Genomic DNA, 19,952 nt, shown 5'->3' with positions numbered 1-19,952 from the left:
TCTTTTCTAGTTTTTCTCTTACAGTATGCACTAGCAAAACCCTGTTTTATTAATCTTTTATCTAAATTAGAATATGAAATCTTATAACCAAATTTTTCTTTTAAACAACTATGATAATTTTTCAACGTCAAAAATGAACAACTACTGTTATTGTTCTCTCCTCCTGTTATTTTCATTTCTCCTTGATAAACTTCACCCAAGTTGTATATTGTTTCATCACTATATTTTTGCGCATTCTTGTTATTTACATTTTTATGAGAAAGTATTATCTCCTTTCCGGTATTTATAAAATCAAGATATTCTTTCTTATATCTTTTTATAGTAGAAACAGATTTATTAAATTGCTTTGCTATTGATAAACATGATCTTTTAGGATCCTTTGCAAAGATATCTAATATACATTTTTTAATTTCTGCATATGACTTATTGTCTAAAATAGTAAACATTCTAACCTCCTTTACCAATTATATGTTTTGGATCCAAAACATATAATTGGTAAGGTATCATTTTGTTTGATATTCCAGAGGATTTATTGAATCAATTGTTAAAGATATCAAAAAATAATAAAATATAATAAACTATAATTTTTATACTAATCAATTTATTAGTTATAAAAATTTTTTTAATAAAAAGAAGGATGAGTGATAACCTATGACAAAACAGATTAATAACTTTTCTGCTATACAATGAGTTGGAATTTTTATTGGAATAGTTAGTTTAGCAATTATACTTATTTTGGTTCAGTTTTGATGAAGCTACTTAATTGTTATTAAAAATCCAGAAAAAATTAAAAAAATATTTGGAAAATTATTAAAACTAGATAATATATCAATATTAAACAAAGTGAATATTCAAAAATGTGTTGGTATATTTTTTGTTTGTTTATCATTTTGCACACTTTTTAATTATTTAATCGCTAGTGCTTTAGAAGAAACTTTACTAGGGATTGAAGATGATTTTTTAAATTTTTCTTTTAGTAAAATTTTTAATTTTAATGGTCATTGATGATTAATTTCGATTACTGGTATAAATATTATTTCTTGAACAGCATTTGTTGGAATTTTACTTTTTCACATATTTAAAATTATTAAAACTAAAAGAGGTATTGTTGAGTGAAATCATGAAATTGTAGAAGAACATTTTAGGCAAATAAAAGAAGAATTTATTTCAAATTCTGAATATAAAAAATTTAAACTTTTATATAAAAATAAAACAGCAATTATTAGCTTGAGAGCAAAATTATGTAGTTCATTATGAAATTCAAAAATTAAAAGAATAAGAAACTTTTACGGTAATTCATCTAATTATGATTACAAACTATCAGCAATGTTAATTTGATATATTGATAATTGATCAGCTATGTATAGTTCTATTGATATAAAACTATTTAAAAAACGTGATAATTATTCAGTTTTGATTAATGACAAAGAAATTATCACTGTTGACGAATTAGCAAAAGTATTAGTTGAAAACTTTTTTGCACTTGCTTACAAGTAAATATAAGTTTTATTTCATAAAAAGAGTCTTTATTTGCTAAATTAAGTGCTAACAATATAGTTTTGTAAATGATATTATTATATAAACGCAAGGTAAGGAGATTATTACAAATGCCAAAACTATATCACAAACGTTTAGTTAATGCTAAGCAAATGGTAAAAGATGCTCACGCTAATAAATACGCAATTGGGCACTTTAATATTAACAACTTAGAATGAACAAAAGCTATTTTAGAAGCAGCTCAAGATTCAAACACTCCAGTTATTTTAGGAACTAGTGAAGGTGCTATTAAATATATGGGTGGTGTTGAAACTGTTGTTGGAATGGTTAACGGATTATTAGACTTTTTAGATATTACTGTTCCAGTTGCACTACATTTAGATCATGGTCAAACTGTTGAAATGGCTAAAAAATGTATTTTAGCTGGTTATTCATCAGTTATGTTTGATGGATCACATTATCCATATGAACAAAACCTAGAAATGACAAAAGAATTAATTAAATTTGCTGATGAATATGAAGTTTCAGTTGAAGCTGAAATTGGTTCAATTGGTGGAGAAGAAGACGGTGTTGTTGGACAAGGTGAATTAGCAGATCCAAAACAAGCTGAAGAAATTTCAAAAACTGGAATTTCTATGTTAGCTGCTGGAATTGGAAATATTCACGGTAAGTATCCAAGTTGATGAGAATCATTATCATTTGATACATTGGAAAAATTACAACAAGCAAGCAATATGCCGATGGTATTACATGGTGGATCAGGAATTCCTCAAGATCAAGTTAAAAAAGCAATCTCAATGGGAATTTCAAAAATCAATGTTAACACTGAATTACAATTAGCATTCAGAGATGCAACCAGAAAATACGTTGAGGCAGGTAAAGACTTAGATGATAATACAAAAGGATTCGATCCACGTAAATTATTAAAACCTGGATATGAAGCATTAAAATCAACATTCTTAGAACTAACTGAATGATTTGGTTGCAAAGGTAAAGCTTAATTATTTTTCTAAATCATAATATTTTTAAAATTTTAAAGCAATCGTAGCTTTAAAATTTTTATTTTTTTAAATTTTGTTATATACTATATAACGTATCAAATATCGAAATGATAACATAGCGAAAGGAGAAAGACTATGCCAAGAAATGATATTCAACCAAAATACTTTAACGAAGCTAAATTCGTTTGTACAACTTGTTCTAATGAATGAGTATGTGGTACAACTAAAGCAGAAGAAATAAGACTTGATATTTGTTCAAATTGTCACCCATTCTACACTGGTGCTCAAACATTTGTTAACAATGCTGGTCGTGTTGAACAATTCAAATCTAAATTTGCTAAAAGAGATTCTATTAAAGCAACTGCTGAAAAACACTCAGTTGATCAAAAAGCAAAAAACAAAGAAAATAAAAAATAGTTATTTTAACAATATTTGCTCACAACTACGTTGTGAGTTTTTCTTTTTAAAGTTAAATAATTTAAAATATATTTATATAATGGATTGGAGGAAAATTAATGTCATATAAATTCAGTGAGTTAACTTTTCTAACCAAAGATCCTAAAATAGAAAGAATTAACTTTACTGCCAGTGACGGAGAAATAATTAATGTAGTTATTCGTCAACCAAATAAATTTAATTTTTTTAAAAGAATTTTATTAGGTAAAGAAAAAAATAAAACAGGAAGATATCAAATTGATGAAATTGATATTGTAAATAAACGATTTGTTAAAAATAATGTTGAATACATTAAAAACAATAACTTTTTCCAACGTTTAATTCCAGCTAAGTGAGTTTTAGTATTATCATTACTTTTTAATACTAGATTTTTAAGAAAAGCTTCTGTTACATATATTGAAGAAAAATATAATTATTTATCATTTGTTGCATCTAAAAATGAAAACAACGATCTAAAAGTTAGAAAAAACATTGATAAAGTAATATCTCAATTCATTAACAACTCAACAACAACTGAACAAAAAGTTTTAAATGATTATCTAAAGAAATTATTAAAATACAATCAGAAAAAACCTTTAGATATTTTTAAAGACTTTCCAGTTCAAATAAAAGTTCTTTCTAAATTAATTGAAAATTTAAAAGTAACTGTAAGAATAAATCAATTAATGCTAATGTTTCAACAAATTATGTGAGATAACATTTATGCGTTTGATGAATTAAGAGATTCTTGTTCTTGTGAATATAACATTAAAAGATCATCAAATAAAGAATTAAAAAAGAATTGAAGAAAATTTACTTATGCTCAAACTAAATATGCAGTAGGAAAACAATTAAAGATTATAGGTTCAAAAATTACAGAATTAAGAATTGCTATTTATAGAGATAACAAAAAACTAAAGCAATTTCAAAAACAATTAGATTTTGAATTTAAAAAATATTTTAAACAATCTGAAATCTCTAAAGAATCATATAACAAAGTTGAGTGAGCATATAAAAATTGACAAAAAACAGTTGAAGATCAACTTTCTGATATTGAACATAAACAAAAAGAAGATATGTTGGGTTTACTTCGTCAAGAGTGCAAAATGATAGGAAAACAAATTGCATATTTAATCCATAAGTATCATGAGCAAATTCTTTCTGGTAATGCTAAATATAATAATAAAAATGAATTTTTAGTTTTAAAAAAATATTACAAAGATCAAATTAAAAATATTTTCCAACAAGCTTCAGAGTGAATGAGTGAAAATGTTGAAAAATACAATATGAAGTTTCAATGATTCATTAAAAGTAGTTTTCAAATATCATCATTAAACATTATTTATATTAAAATGCTAAAAGCTATTAATTTAGGTAAGAGAAATATTGTTTTTTCAAATCTTACCCAACTTTTAAATCCTAAAGATTTTGATAAATTAATAGAAACTATTAAACGTATTAGAGAACTTAATCCTATGTTAACGTTTGTCTTTTTAAATGATTCATTAAGATATGTTCCAGATCTTTCGAAAACAATTTATAGTGTTTATAATAACGAAATGCAGCTTTTATCTGCTGAAGATATTTTTGATATTAGTTTAGAACAAAACATTCTACCTAACTACAACAGTTTAAAATATAAAAAACTAGAGAATAATCAAATTGAAGTAGAAAATAAAAACTGAAATCTAGAAAATAAAGAAATTAATAATACTGGAACAATTTATTTAAATCCTTTTAGAATAAATTTAAGTTTCGGTGGAAGAGATAATTTACCAGTTATTTTAAAATTAGTAAAATCTAATAGGTTTATTGATAAAAATATTTATTGTGGGATTACAGAATACAAAACAAAGATATTTTTCTATAACAAAACAATTCAACTACAAAATAACGATAAAATAGTTGTTCATGTAGATAGAAAGAGTATAAGCAAAATAATTTCTGAAGAGGTGTAGAATGTTGGATATCAAAAAATGTGAAAAATTAGTTGAAAAAATTAAACAATATGACAACATAATTATTGCAAAACATAAACTACCTGATTGAGATGCTCAAGGTAGTGCTATGGGACTTGCTTATATAATTGAAAAGAACTTTGAAAATAAAAAGATCTTTGTTGTTGGTGAAAGATTAAATGATGATCTAGACTTTTTAAGCAATGAAATTAGTGATGAATTTGTTCAAAACTCATTATTAATCACAGTTGATACTGCAGTTAAATCTCGCATTGATTTCGATAGAGTTGAACTAGTTAAAGAAGTCTTTAAAGTTGATCACCATATTAATGTTGAAGATTATGCAGATAATGATTTAATTTTAGATTCATCAATTGCAAATACTGAAGTAATAACTTTATGAGCTATGAAGATGAATCTAATAATTCCTAAACAAGCAGGACATAATTTATATTTAGGTTTATTAACTGATTCTGGAAGATTTTTATACGAAAAAACAGATGCACAAACTTTTATAGTTGCTTCTAAATTATTAGAATTTGGTGCTGATTTTAAAAAAGCAAATGATTATTTATATGTTTCATCACTAAAGATGAGAAAATGAATGAATTTCGCTTTTTCTAAAGTTAACATTACAAATACAGGTATTGCATATATTGTTTTAACAAAAGATGATCAAAAAGGTTGAGATCTAAACTATGAAGAAATCAAATCTTGTTTATCTACAATGGCAGGTATTGAAGAAATTAAAATTTGATTCACTGTTATTGAATATGAAGATCAATTAAAAGTGTCATTCAGAAGTCGTGATTATGAAGTTAATAAAATTGCTGAAAAACACAATGGCGGAGGACATAAACTTGCATCAGGAGCAAGAATTGAATCACTAGATGAAATACCAGTTTTAGTATATGAATTAGAGAATTTAATAAAAAATGGGGGGTAGAATTATGAATGATATAAATGAAACAGAAATGAGTTGCTCAAACAATAAACTTGGTTGAATAGAATTAATTACAGGTTGTATGTTCGCAGGTAAAACTGAAGAGTTCATAAGAAGATTAAAAATCATGTCTTATGCTAAGAAAAAAGTTGTTGTTTTCAAATCAGGAATAGATCAACGTTACTCAAAACAATGCGTCGCTTCTCATAGTGGGACTATGTTAGAATCTAATATTGTTCAAAAAAGTGATGATATTAGAAAAATAGTTGAACAAGAAAATTTAATTAAAAAGGTTGAAGTTGTTGGTATAGATGAAGTACAATTTTTAGATGAAGGTGTAGTTGACTTAATCGACGAATTAGCGGATCAAGGAATTATTGTTATAGTTAACGGATTAGACAAAGATTTTAGATGTGAACCATTTAAAAATGTAGATAAACTTTTAGCAATAGCTGAATTTGTTACAAAATTAAGAGCAAGATGTCATATATGTGGTAATTTTGCTAACAGATCTCAAAGAATTGTTAATGGAGAACCAGCTAAATGAGATTCACCGCTAATTCTAGTTGACGGAAAAGAAAGTTACGAAGCAAGATGTAGAACTTGTTATGTATTACCTAAAAAAGGAGCTTAATTAATGAATCCAAAGACATATGAAGCATTAGAAACTATGCAAAAAAGACTAGATCAAATTAATGAAGATTTACAAAAAGAAGAAATCCTTAAAGATATTAAAAAATTCACTGAACTAAATAAAGAAAGATCTAATTTAGAAGAAGTTGTTGAAAAATTTGTTGAATATAAACAAACTCAACAACAAATAATTGATGCTAAAAACATTTTAGAAAATGAAAAAGATCAAGAGCTAATAGAACTAGCTAAATTAGAATTAGAAGAAAACAGTGAAAAAATTGAACCTTTAGTAAAAGTAATTGAAGAAATGTTATTACCAAAAGATCCAAATGATGACAAAAACGTTATTGTTGAAATTCGTGGAGCAGCTGGTGGTGATGAAGCAAATATTTTTGCTGGTGATTTATTAAGGATGTATAGACTTTATTCTGAAAAACAAGGTTGAAAAATTAATATCATGGAAGCTTCACCTGGAGAAGCTGGGGGTTATTCTCAAGTAGTATTCATGGTTAAAGGAGATCGAGTTTATTCTAAATTAAAATTCGAATCTGGTGCTCACAGAGTTCAACGTGTACCGAAAACTGAAGCTAAAGGTAGAATTCAAACTTCAACTGCAACTGTAGCTGTTTTACCTGAAATGAGTGAAGTTGAAATCGAAATTAAAGCATCTGATTTAAGAATTGATACTTATCGTTCATCAGGAGCAGGGGGACAACACGTTAACACTACTGATTCAGCTGTACGTATTACTCACATTCCAACTGGAGTTGTTGCTGCTAGTCAAGATGGAAGAAGCCAACACGATAATAAAGATATAGCAATGACTATGTTAAGAGCTAAAATCTATGAAGCTGAATTAGAAAAACAACAAGCAGAAGCTGATGCAACTAGAAAAAATGCAGTTGGAACTGGTGCTAGATCTGAAAAAATTAGAACTTATAATTACCCACAAAACCGTGTAACCGATCATAGAGTAGGGTTAACTTTAAACAAATTAGATCAAGTTATGGAAGGTAATATCGAAGAATTTATAATTGCATTAATAAACGAAGAACAACGTCAAAAAGTTGCTGAACAATTAGAAAATAATGTTTAATATTTATAAGGTTTTTAATAATGTTTTAAATAATCAAAACATCAGCATTTCAAAAGCTGATGTTTATGCTATTTTAGAGTATGTATTAAAAAAAGATTATCAAGCAATTATAACTGATTTAGATTATCAATTAACAAATCAAGAAATTAATCAAGTTAATAAAATAATAGAATTATTAGAAAAACAATATCCCTTAGCTTATATTATTAAAAATAAATATTTTTATAATCATAAATTTTATGTTGATAAAAACGTTTTAATACCCAGAGTTGAATCAGAAGAAATTATAAACTTAGTTTATGATTATGTGAAAAATAATAACAATTTACAAATAATTGATCTTTGTTGTGGAAGTGGTTGTTTAGGTATTAGTTTAGCTTTATTAAATAAGTCAAATAATGTCTTACTAGTTGATATTGATAATAAAGCTTTAAGTGTATCTGAAAAAAATATTAATAATTTTAATTTAAAAAATGCTAAAACATTACAATCAAATTTTTTAGAAAATATTATTAAAAATAATATCAAGGCTAATGTAGTTGTATGCAACCCACCATATATTGATATTAATGATGATTCTATTGCAGATAGTGTTAAACTATATGAACCTAATATTGCATTATTTGCTAAAGATAATGGTTTATATTTTTATAAAAAGTTAATTAGTAATATCAATAAAATTGTAGATGTTAATAATAAGTTTATGATTGTTTTAGAATTTGGTTGAAATCAAAAAACAGCAATTGAAAAAATAATTAATGATAATTGTTTAAAATATAATTGAGAATTTAAAAAAGATAATTACAATAATTGAAGAAATCTAATAATTAAAAACTTTTAAAGGAATAAACATATGATTAAAAATAAATATCTTTCGAATCTAAAACCCAAATTGATTAATAACAAATTTTCAATGAGAGCGACAGATTCTAATCCAGAAATTCAAAAAAGAAATATATCGATCTATTTTAGATCTATTTTAGCAATAGTAGTATTTTTATTAACTATTATGCCTTTTTATATTTATGTTTATATTATTTTTACTGACCAAGGATTACTTCATTATTTTGAAAATTTTCAAACTATTTCAGAACATTTAGAAGAATTACCAAGCAGAGCTTATATATGAGGTTATGCAATAGCTGGAATTATTTTTACTTTTATTGTTCTTATTTTATTTGTTCTTTTTAAAGGTATTGTTAGTGTTTCAAACAACCGAAGATATAAACAAGTAGTAATTGTTTCGATTGTATTTTTAAGTGTTATTACAATTCTTTTTCAAACTTTATCACAATATTATTATGGATTTTATGAAGACTTTTTACATTATGAAATTATTACTGGAAATTCAAATAATAAAATAGATCAAATGGAAGAGATAGCTCAATGATATTTTGATAATTATTCAACAAAAGGTACTTTAAAAGCATTTCTTTGAATAAGTGATGAAAAAATTTGATGAGTAAGCTTTGTTCAATTCTTTTTCATGTTTACTGTTAGTATTTCATTACAAAATGTTGTTTTTGCTGATAATTCATCAAATCAAGAAGATAAATATGTAACTCATTTTACTCAAAAAAACTCACTATTTACTGGTTCTAAATTTAAATTGTATGCTAATAAAATATTTTCATATAAAGCAAAGACTTTATCAAATTGAGTTTTAGTAACAGTATTTGCAATTTCATCAAGTGTTATTCTTTACATAGTAATTATTTCAACTCGTGGACCTATTCAATCATTGTTTAAATGAACTTATGAATATCCTAATTTGTTAAAAGATATGAAAGGTTTTAAAGCTGAAATATTTGATAAATTCAAGAATGAATTAAGTTTAAAACAAACTAGTCCATTAACTATTTTGTCATTTCCTATATTAGTTTTAGGAATTACTTTATCGACATCATTATTTTTAGTTTCAGTATCAATACGTGGCCAAAACTTCTCTTCATTATCATTTAGATCACAATACATTGTTTTACTTATTGAATCAATTTTATTAATCATAAGTGTTTTTGTATCTCAATTAGAATTACAAAGATTATCAGTTGCCTGAAATGTTGATAATACAGGTGCAAATTATCTTAGTCAAACAAAAAATATAATAGGAGAAAATATTTACAATCAACTTACAAAAGAATACCCTTTAAATGGTATTGATAAAGAAATTAAAACCATATTTACTAATAACTATGTAGTATTTTCTGAGTTCACTATATTAATTACTTCAACTTTAGTTTCATTTGCTATTATTGGTAAAGGAATTTATACTAAGAAAAATATTATTAAAGAAGTTGAGCAAGAAATGGAAAACAAAAAAATTAAAATATTAAGAGGATATACACATGTTAAAAGATCATGAAGAAAATAAAGCAATAGAACTTTTAAAACAAAACAAAATCATAATTCTACCAACTGATACAATTTATGGATTATCTGCAGTTTATACTTTAGAAAATGAAAAAGAAATTAATAGAGTTAAAAAAGCCGATCTTAATAAAAGACTAATTATTTTAATATCAAGTTTAGATCAACTTCAAGATGTAGATGTTGTTGATGAAACTGATAAAGAATTATTATTATCAGAACGACCTACAACAGTAATTTTTAAAACAAAAGATTCAAGTATTGCTGTTAGATTAGTTAAAAGACAAGATATTAAAAATATTATTAATAAAGTTGGTCCCATTATTTCAACAAGTGTTAATTTTCATAAATCTAAACCATTAAAAACTAAAGTAGATTTAGAAAATTTTAATAAAGATATTGTTGTGTTTTTTGACAAAGAATTGAATGCCTCTGCTTCTAGAATATATGATTCAATTAATAAAAAATATATAAGATAAAAAAAGATCTTTACAATTGTAGGGATCTTTTTTGTGTTGCATCATTAGAATACAATCATATTCCACCACGATTCAGAGAGTAATATTTTAATTAGTATAATATATTTCGCTATAAAAAATATTTCAAATATTTATAATTTGTGATATATTAATTATGTAAGTATTTTTATAAATATTTATCTATAGATAGGCGGACAGGTTCTAGCCGGCCCTGCCTACCATCTGAGATGGCAAAATAAGGAAATAGAACCATTACAACTTCATCTAGAAGTTGTATTTTTTTATATAATTTAGATAGGAATAAAATATAGGAGAGAGAAATGAATATAGAAATTGGTAAAGTTTATAAGCAAAGATATAGAAATACTCCAAACGCCTTTATTGGAAAAGATAAAGCCGGTAGAACTATAAAAGGACACGGTATTCATAGACCTTTTATTGTGTTTTATAGTGATGATAAAGTATTTTATTTATCTGCAAAAACCGTGAGCGATGATAATTATGAAGATTCTAGAAATGATCCTTTTAATTTAGTATTTGAAGATAAGGACTTGTATGGCGAAGATAGAAAAATAGCTATTAACTGTTCAGTTATTAATGTAATAGACAGAAAACTTTTCGAAAGTTTATATATTCCTGATCATCCTAAAAACAATTATCCAACTTCTGTTGAACAATATAACGATATAATGATCACATTATTTGTTTTAAAAGATAAAATAAAATATTTTGAAGTAGATTATATAGATCAAGAATCTAAAGAACCTGTATGAAAATCAAAATCTCAAACACAAGCTAGTAAAGATGAAAGTGAAATGATAATTAAAGGTTATCATCACTTAATAACTAAAACAAATATAATTCCTGAAATATTGTTTAATCATCCTGATCATTTTTATGAAGTTGTTAAAAATTGTTTTTACATTGAAAAATATGGAGTTAGAGATAAATTGGATGAATATCTATACACTAAAAGTTCTATGTTTAATGTGGATTGAGAAGAAATAACAAACGAAGCAAGACAAAAGATTATTCAAATGCAAAATCAACGTCAAGAAGAAATAGAAGAAAAATTCAAACAACAAGAATTAGCTAAACAACAAAAACACAATAACTGATTAGAAAAGCACAAGAGTAAAAAACGATAACAAACTCAACAAGAATCTCAAACTCATCATCAAGATAAAGAAGATGATACTGACACACCTAAACCTACACAATCACTTAAGTTTACAATGTAAGGTTATTAAAATGTGTCTAAATGCTATTAATAACTTCATATCTCAACAAAAATCATTATTTAGTATAAAAAATTCATTGTTTTAAAGAGATATTTCTAAAGAGACACAATAAGACTAAAGAGACACAATAAGAAATAAAACACCTCAAGTGCTATAATAAAAAAGTGAAAAGAAAGGAATAAAGATTGTGAAAGAAAAAGCAAAACAAAATGGTTTTAAAAGCTTTTTAGATAGAACTTTTAAAACTTTAGATAAAAGAACTTTATTTGTTATTCTATTACTTGCCGTTTCTGACACTTTAGTGTTTGTTTTCCCATCATATCTAAGAAATGTTATGAGCTCTGAAACTATAGCATTATACTTAGGTGTTAAAACTGAACACTTATCTCAAGCTAGTGCGATTTATGGATATATTTCAATAGCTATTTACTTCTTTGGAAGTATTTTAGGAGATAAATTTAGTGTTAAATGATTAACAATTACTGGGCTTGCAATGTTTGGTATTTCTGGTGTTTGATATGGTTCAATCGGATTAACTGCAGGTGGAGCTTTAGTAGCTTCAGAAAATGGTCCTATTCTAAACGAAATGGGACTTCAATCTCGTTTTATTCAATTATGTATAGTTTATTCTATTTGGGCATTTGCTAAGATCATTTTCTGAGCACCATTATGAAAGTTATTATCTCAACAAGGTAAACCAGAACAAAACGGATTATTAAATGGAATTCATGGAAGTTTTAATGGATTTACAGGAACTGTTTTAGTTTCAATAGGATATTTATTATTCTTAGTATTAACTCCAGTTTTTGCTTCAAAAAGTATAACTTCTCCAAGTGTATGAAACTTCACTATTATGATTTATATGTTTTGTGGTTTAATTGCTCTTACAGTTTTTCTATTAATATTTTTTGTTAAAGAAGATAAACAATCAAAACAAGATGAAACAAGTTTCAACATTAAAGATGTATTTAAAGTTGTTAAAAACTACAAAATTTGATTAGTTTCACTAGTTGTTATGGGAGTTTATATGTATCAAATGGGACTAAGTGTTTTAGTTTCATATCTACAAATTTCACTAGGGGTTGCTGCTTCAGCAGTGTTTATTGGTGGACTTTTAAGAACTTATTTATTTAGATTTATATTCTCAGCTCCAGCGGGTAGAATAGCTGATAAATCTAAAAAATATATTAAATTCTTAATGATCGGAATTTTAATTGGAACATTCTTAGTAACAACAGTTTTATTCATACCAGGATTTAAAGTAGGATGAATTTTACACGAAGCTCCTAAATGATATTTATGAACTGCAAGAGTTGTTGTTTATACATTCTTCTTATGTTTAGGTGCTTTATGTTGAGGATTAGTAACTAACCGATGAGCTACATTATTTGAGATTGGTGTTGCTAAAAAAGATTACGCAACAGCAGTTGGATTAGTATCAGTTATTGCATTCACTCCAGATGCTTGATTCCAACAATTACAATCATCTTTAATTGCAAAATATAAAGTAGTGGATCAAGTAACTAATAAAGAAAACAATCAACTTGCATATCAAATTTTAATGATAACAATTATTTTAGTTGGATTATTAGGATTTATGTCAGGTGCGTTATTAATCTACTTAAATAAAAAAGAAATGAAAAAGAAACTAGATCAACAATCTAAATTATCTGAAATAAATTAGAATTAATTATTCACTTTAAGTCAAATGCTTAAAGTGAATTTTTAATTTATAAAGATATACAAAAATTAAAATAATAAGTAAATATCTAATATTTACATATTTTATTTAGTATAAATAGTTAAGTATCACCATAAAAACATATCTAAAAAAATATAGTGTAATAGTATAATTAATAATATAAAACAATACATTTAGGAGGGGTTTACAATGAATCAATATAGTTTAATTTTCAATTATAGAGATAATAAACATTATAACTTAGAGCTTAATAGTATTATCAAAAAAAGGGGTTATCAAACATACGAAGACTGAATTCTAAAAAATCAAATAGATTTAGGGTTTACTCCACTTTGTGCAGTTAATGATAGAAACGGTATTTTAGGAGTATGTGGGTTCTTAAAAAACGGAATCATCATTAATAAAGTAAGTGTTAATTCATTATTAATAACTAATCAATTTGTGAAATCAAAAACCGGAAATGATGAAATGGTTTATCAAATGATTAAAGGGGTAATTAATAAATATGAAAGAATAGTTGATCTTTTCTACACATTTTCAAATATTGAAAACGATCAAACTTTAATAAGAAATGGTTTTAAAAAAGTAAAAGAATATACTTACTTCATGCAATGAGATCAAACTTTACAATCTGAATTATCAGTAGTGAAAAAATTATCTCCTGAAAATAATGTTAAAGATTTAGAATTTATTAAAGATTATTTATTCCATTCAGCTAAAGAAAATTCACTATTTTCTGTAAAAGAAGATAAAGACTTACAAGTTTTTAATTTATTAAAATACTACAAAAATAATATTTATTATTTAGCTAACCTAGATGCTGTTGTAATATTTTCAATTACAGGTCACACTTTCCAATTAATGGGTCTTTATTCAAAAAATGAAATTAATATTCAAACTTTATTAGAAAACATTGTTCCAAAAGGAATTTCATTAATTGAGTTCTATTTTGTACCTAATATAAAAAATAAATTTGTTGTTAAAGAATTAAGAAAAATAATGGTTGGTGAAGAACATCATAGATCATTTCTTTATATAAGAGAAAATACAACTAATCTAGAAGCATCAAAATTTATTTTCCCATTACTAAATAGATTAAAATAGGCTTATGCCTATTTTTATATAATATAAATATAAGTGAGGTAAAAAATAATGAGTCAAAAGTTAACTAAAAAGAACGTTGCTTCTTTTTTAAAAAGACAAAAATACTTTAAAAATTTCATTAATGATAATGATTTAATTTATGCTGATTTTAAAAAGTTTTTTGCAAAAAGAAGAAGTAATTTATTAATTAAAAATTATCTTTATATTTTAGGGATATCAGAAATGACAATTGATACAAAACAACACTGAGATGTTTTTAATTTTATTAATCTTTGTGCTTATTATTTATATTACAATTTCACTAAAAGCAGATCTAAAAACAAATTAAAAGATATGCATAAAACAATTATTTTAAATGCAGAAAAATTAAAATTTAATGATTTAAATATTAATTATGAACAAAAAGCTTTAGAGATATTATCTAATGAATTTAAGATTAAGTTTACTGAAAAACAAATTAAAAAATATTTTGATTATCATGAAATATATTGCTATATTGCTAATGCATTTTCTAAGTTTTTTTATGGTGATAAAAAACAAAGTTTATATGATTATACTTATTGATTTACTTTTTATATTCTTGTTAGTAGATACTTTTTTAAAAAGAATCACATTCAATCAAAATTATTTTTACTTCAACTTATTAGTAATCAAAAATTCACTGAAGCAATCGCAAAATTTTCACCTGAATTATTTAATCTATTAATCATTAAAAATAATAGATTTTCAAAAACTATAAATAAACATAAAAAAGGAACAAAACAATGAAAAAACCGTTAGTAGCAACTTTATCATTAATATTTATGTTCAGTTTAGCAATTGCTATTTTAGCTGTGACAAGTCTTTATGCTCATTGATATAATTGAATTTCATTTTTTATTTTTCATTCTATTTGCTGTTTGTGAGCAGCACTTGTTCTTGCTAGTAAAAAAAGAAGATTTGAAACTAGAATCAGATGATCTGCTTTTATAGTGTTTGTTCCTATTTTTGGAATTATATCTTACGTATTTTTTGGAAGACCTTATAAATATAAAACAACTAAAAACTACTCAATTTATGATTTTAAACAAAAGCAAACTAAACAAGAACAAAAAGAAATTGAAAACATTTTAACAAATGAAATTCCTCAATTTAAACGTTCTTTTAAAATTGATCAAAGTAACTTAAATTTATATAAAAATAGTGATATTGAATTTTTAGATAATGGTAATAAATTATTTTTAAGTTTATTTAAAGACATTAGTAAAGCTAAAAATTATATTTTATTAAACTTTTATATTATTAAAGAAGGCAGATTATTAGATCAATTAACTAATTTACTAATTAAAAAACTTAAACAAGGTGTTAGAGTTTATATTATTTATGATTTTGTTGGATCTTATGATATGTTTTCTAAATCTAAAAAGAAATTAAAAGGACATGGTGCAAATATCGTAAGTTATGCTAAAGTACATTTTCCTTTTATAAAATGAACAGCTAATTATAGAAACCATAGAAAAGATGTTTCTATTGATGGAAAAGTTGGATATGTTGGTGGAATTAATATTGGTGATGAATATATTAATTTAAGTAAAAAATATGGATATTGAAATGATGCTCATATAAGAATAACTGGAAGTGCTGTACAAGGAATTGAAAAAATATTTGTAAGTGATTATGAATTTTATAAAACTAGTAAATTACCAAGCATTTTAGAAGTTGAAAAAAATATAGGTAAAATACATGCATTAAAAGAAAATAAAAACTCTTTAGTGAGAATTATTTCATCAGGTCCAAATCACAAAGAACCTATTCATTTATCTGTTTTTACAAATTTAATAAATTCAGCTCAAAAACGTATTTGAATTTCTACTCCTTATTTTATTCCCCCACAAGAAATAACTAGTGCATTAATATCGGCTGCTAACACTGGAATTGATGTAAGAATTTTAATCCCAGGAATAAGTGATAAACCTTTCTTATTAGATGAAACAAAACAATGAACAAGAGATTTATATAAAGCAGGAGTTAAGATTTATTCAATGAATAATGTGTTCAATCATTCTAAAGTCTATTTAATAGATGATGAAATTAGTTTTACAGGATCAACCAATCTAGATTACAGAGCTTTATTTGCTGATCAACAAACTATGGTATTAGCTTATTCAAAAGAGTTAAATAAACAAATTAGTGATAAATTTAAATGAGATTTTGATCATAGTTTTGAATTTGATTTTACTCCTAATGATGAAATTAATTGATTTAGAAAAATTGCAGTTAAAATATTAAATATCATTCAACCTTTACTATAGGAGAAGTATGTTAAAAGAAATATATTTACAAATAAATAATTTATATAACGATTTTAAAATGTGTTCTAGTTTTAGTTATTTACCTAGTTATAATCATTTTATTAAACACAATCATTTAATTAAAAATATCACTCAAGCTAGAGAATTTAAAAAGGTTGTCAATTTAATATATCAAGAAGGAAAAGAAAATAATTTCTTAAATTTAGCAATTTATGATGTTATTAAAATCATATCTTTTAAACTTGATTATTTTTTAAATTATTTATATGTTTATTATTCTGAAATTGAAAATAAATCTGATTACATTAAAGTTTCATCTTTAATTAAACTATCTGTAATTATTAAATTTGAATATAAAAAATATTTAATTGAACAAAATAAAATAATAGATCTTTTAAATGAATTTGAACATTTAGATATTAATAAAAATTATGAAACTTTAAATATTAAAATTGAAGAAATTATTAAGTTAATATCTAATGTTCTAATTAAAGACATTAATATTAAAAATAATAATAAATTAAATAGTTTGTATGATTATTTAGATATTTTAAGTTTTATAAAAACAGTTTAAAGAATCTAGAATGTAGCGAAAACAAGGTGGAGATTATGCAGTTGCATTCTCCCGCCCTTGTTTTTTTTTTTTTTTTGATACAATGAAAAAAGAATTTAAAACTCACGATAAAGCAATCACTCTAAAACTTTAAATATGAGATTTTTTAATACTATAAATATCATTATTTTAATAAATTTATTCAAATTTTCAGTTTTTATAGTGAGATAGCTATATAGGATTTAAAGGGATGAAAGTATGAAGAATTTATTAACTATATTAAAAGCTGTAATGGCTTTTTCTGGGGCTAAAATTCATAGTCATACAGAACATAATTTAACAACACTTACAAATAAAAGTGAAATAGACACAAGAGAATCAATCAACAACAATATACCACAACAACAAGATCATGAATTTGATCCGCTTAATGAAAATAAAGTTACTAAAATAGGATGAACTAAAGGAAACAAAATTATACCTTTTCCAAAAAATGTGAATCAAGTTCCAGAAGTATTACCAAGTCACATAACAGATTTAGATGGTGCATTTAAACTTAACACAAATGTAAAGATCAAAGGAATTGAAAATTGAGACACTTCAAAAGTAACAAGTTTTAAATATGTGTTTATGGACGCATTAAAATTTAATCAACCAATTACTTGAGACACTTCAAGTGGAGTTGATTTCTCTAGTATGTTTCAAGGAGCTAAATCGTTTAATAGTAGTTTAGGAGACAAATTCGATACATCAAAAGGAAAAAATTTTTTTGGTATGCTTCAAGGAGCAAAAAGTTTCAACCAACCACTTGGAGATAAATTTGATACAAGAAATGCTGAAAGTTTACTAGCAATGTTTTCAATGGCACAAGCGTTCAACCAACCACTTCCAGAAAAATTTGTAATTAGAGAAGGTGTTAATGTTAGAAGTATTTTTTATTATGCAATTAAATTTAATCAAGACTTATCATATTTAATTGTTTCAGATAAAGACATGAATTCAATGACAAAAAATACTTTTTCATGAGAACAAGAAAATAAACCTATTTCAAAAAGTGATACAAAATCTGTTAAAGTTCAAACTAGAGTTAAAGAAATTTGAAATAAAGAACTTAAAGATAAAATTGCTGTTGCAGAAGGAGAAATTGTTAAAAAAACTGAAATCCTAGAAAAAATTAAAGAAGTTTTAAAAAAACATGCAAGCGATTTAGATATACAAGATATTAAATTATTTGAAGATGACAAAGATAGACTGATTAATAGAGACCCTGAAAATAAATTAAAACAAACAATCAAAATCAAAATTAATAATAGAATAGGTGCTTTATTAGATGTTGGAAAAACAGCAGAAGTATTCACCATTTATATCGACAATGATGGTAATGAACAAAAAACTGCAGAAAAAGATTTATCTAATATACAAGCTAAAGAGATCAAACAAATCGGATACTATCATGATGGTCAAAATATAAGAGCTGTTAAAATGCCAAAAACAGTTACAAAAGTTCCGGATCAATTACCAGAAAAAATAACTTCAATATCTAATATGTTTGAAGGTTGAGGAAGTAAAAGTCTTACAGCAATTGAAAGTATTAAAAATTGAAATACAACTAACGTTGTAGAAATGAACGAAGTATTTAAAGATTCATGAATATGAAAACAAGACTTGAAATGAAATACTCAAAACGTAACTTCAATGAAATCAATGTTTGAAAACTCATGATTTAATGGTGATATATCAAGTTGAGATGTTAGAAAAGTTACTGATATGAGCAAAATGTTTAATAGAGCAGTCTGGTTTAATAACTCAATTTCATCATGACAAATTGACAGTTTAAAAGATATCTCTAATATGTTTAATGGTGCTATAAGATTTAATCAAGATATAAGTAGATGAGATATTAAAAATGATAGACTTTTAAATGTTAATGATATCGATATTAATACACCAGCTTGAGAAGATAAAAATAAACCCTTCCCAAGAAAACTTCAGTTAAAAGATATTTCAGAAATAATAAAAGAAGAAGGTAAAAACGTTGGAAACTTTAATGTTTCTGACAATGAAGAATTAAAAACAAAGATTTTAGAAATTCTAAAACAAAAATATCCTAAATTAGATTTTGATAGTTTAGTATTAGAAATTAAGTCAAATACTCAAGCTACTTTAAAATCTGTTGAAGGTGAAAATAGAAGATATAAAAATGAAATTACTATCAATTATTTAGCTAAATATAACATTTCAAGTCTAGATTTAAATCCAAACACAGGAGTGTTCAATTCAAATGAACCAAATGCAATTATCCAAGCATTTATAAGCAATAATGCTGATAAACTTGATGGCTTAACTAAAAATGATTTTGAAGTTGTTGGTGATGTAACAAACACTTCATTAACTTTAAAAGTTAAAGATGATCAGCAAAAATACCAAGGATCAATTACAATTAATTTTACTGTTAAAATAAACATTTCAAGTCTAGATTTAAATCCAAACACAGGAGTGTTCAATTCAAATGAACCAAATGCAATTATCCAAGCATTTATAAGCAATAATGCTGATAAACTTGATGGCTTAACTAAAAATGATTTTGAAGTTGTTGGTGATGTAACAAACACTTCATTAACTTTAAAAGTTAAAGATGATCAGCAAAAATAC

18 protein-coding genes are annotated in these 19,952 nt (G+C 24.7%); 17 read left to right on the top strand and 1 reads right to left on the bottom strand.

What is annotated here, in order from left to right:
* On the bottom strand, positions 1–446 hold a 446-nt coding region (locus AB668_RS02025), incomplete at its 3' end, for a hypothetical protein (RefSeq protein ID WP_050517405.1).
* 205 nt (positions 447–651) lie between these two features.
* Here AB668_RS02025 and AB668_RS02020 point away from each other — a divergent pair.
* The 17 genes from AB668_RS02020 to AB668_RS05825 form a co-directional block, all read left to right on the top strand.
* Positions 652–1,497, top strand: coding sequence for a hypothetical protein (locus AB668_RS02020; RefSeq protein WP_050517404.1), 846 nt, complete (start codon positions 652–654; stop codon positions 1,495–1,497).
* 110 nt (positions 1,498–1,607) lie between these two features.
* Complete coding sequence (gene fba / locus AB668_RS02015) at positions 1,608–2,498, top strand: class II fructose-1,6-bisphosphate aldolase (RefSeq protein WP_050517403.1); 891 nt, start codon at positions 1,608–1,610, stop codon at positions 2,496–2,498.
* A gap of 135 nt (positions 2,499–2,633) precedes the next feature.
* Positions 2,634–2,915: a 50S ribosomal protein L31 gene (rpmE, locus tag AB668_RS02010; protein WP_050517402.1), complete on the top strand. Its 282-nt coding sequence runs from the start codon at positions 2,634–2,636 to the stop codon at positions 2,913–2,915.
* A 98-nt stretch (positions 2,916–3,013) separates the two neighbouring features.
* Positions 3,014–4,891, top strand: coding sequence for a hypothetical protein (locus AB668_RS02005; RefSeq protein WP_050517401.1), 1,878 nt, complete (start codon positions 3,014–3,016; stop codon positions 4,889–4,891).
* Between the two features lies 1 nt (position 4,892).
* Positions 4,893–5,837 (top strand): DHH family phosphoesterase, encoded by a 945-nt coding sequence (locus AB668_RS02000; RefSeq protein ID WP_050517400.1) that lies wholly within the window; start codon positions 4,893–4,895, stop codon positions 5,835–5,837.
* Between the two features lie 4 nt (positions 5,838–5,841).
* Positions 5,842–6,468 (top strand): thymidine kinase, encoded by a 627-nt coding sequence (locus AB668_RS01995; protein WP_050517399.1) that lies wholly within the window; start codon positions 5,842–5,844, stop codon positions 6,466–6,468.
* 3 nt (positions 6,469–6,471) lie between these two features.
* Entirely contained in the window at positions 6,472–7,563 is a 1,092-nt protein-coding gene (prfA, locus tag AB668_RS01990) for a peptide chain release factor 1 (RefSeq protein WP_050517398.1), read from the top strand.
* A complete protein-coding gene (gene prmC / locus AB668_RS01985) occupies positions 7,556–8,404 on the top strand; it encodes a peptide chain release factor N(5)-glutamine methyltransferase (protein WP_050517397.1) in 849 nt (282 codons plus the stop codon). The genes prfA and prmC overlap by 8 nt, the downstream gene beginning before the upstream one ends.
* Before the next feature lie 72 nt (positions 8,405–8,476).
* Complete coding sequence (locus AB668_RS01980; RefSeq protein WP_235443328.1) at positions 8,477–9,934, top strand: hypothetical protein; 1,458 nt, start codon at positions 8,477–8,479, stop codon at positions 9,932–9,934.
* Positions 9,909–10,409, top strand: a complete 501-nt coding sequence (locus AB668_RS01975; protein ID WP_050517395.1) for an L-threonylcarbamoyladenylate synthase — start codon at positions 9,909–9,911, stop codon at positions 10,407–10,409. Before AB668_RS01980 ends, AB668_RS01975 begins: the two co-directional genes overlap by 26 nt.
* A 320-nt stretch (positions 10,410–10,729) precedes the next feature.
* The gene (locus tag AB668_RS01970) at positions 10,730–11,557 is read left to right on the top strand and encodes an Mbov_0400 family ICE element protein (RefSeq protein ID WP_050517394.1); all 828 of its coding nucleotides are present in this window, start codon (positions 10,730–10,732) and stop codon (positions 11,555–11,557) included.
* 280 nt (positions 11,558–11,837) lie between these two features.
* Complete coding sequence (locus tag AB668_RS01965) at positions 11,838–13,334, top strand: MFS transporter (protein ID WP_050517393.1); 1,497 nt, start codon at positions 11,838–11,840, stop codon at positions 13,332–13,334.
* 207 nt (positions 13,335–13,541) lie between these two features.
* On the top strand, positions 13,542–14,456 hold the full coding sequence (locus tag AB668_RS01960; protein WP_050517392.1) for a hypothetical protein: 915 nt from the start codon (positions 13,542–13,544) through the stop codon (positions 14,454–14,456).
* Positions 14,457–14,504: 48 nt separating this feature from the next.
* On the top strand, positions 14,505–15,236 hold the full coding sequence (locus AB668_RS01955; RefSeq protein ID WP_050517391.1) for a hypothetical protein: 732 nt from the start codon (positions 14,505–14,507) through the stop codon (positions 15,234–15,236).
* On the top strand, positions 15,221–16,747 hold the full coding sequence (cls, locus tag AB668_RS01950; RefSeq protein ID WP_050517390.1) for a cardiolipin synthase: 1,527 nt from the start codon (positions 15,221–15,223) through the stop codon (positions 16,745–16,747). The genes AB668_RS01955 and cls overlap by 16 nt, the downstream gene beginning before the upstream one ends.
* Before the next feature lie 7 nt (positions 16,748–16,754).
* Entirely contained in the window at positions 16,755–17,321 is a 567-nt protein-coding gene (locus tag AB668_RS01945) for a hypothetical protein (RefSeq protein ID WP_050517389.1), read from the top strand.
* Between the two features lie 237 nt (positions 17,322–17,558).
* Positions 17,559–19,952, top strand: a 2,394-nt coding sequence (locus tag AB668_RS05825; RefSeq protein ID WP_235443327.1) for a BspA family leucine-rich repeat surface protein, incomplete at its 3' end; no start/stop codon positions are given.

Source organism: Mycoplasma sp. HU2014 (assembly GCF_001199495.1).
In the GTDB taxonomy this organism is placed as follows: domain Bacteria; phylum Bacillota_I; class Bacilli_A; order Mycoplasmatales; family Mycoplasmataceae; genus Mycoplasma.
This window is presented reverse-complemented; position numbering and strand designations above follow the sequence as displayed.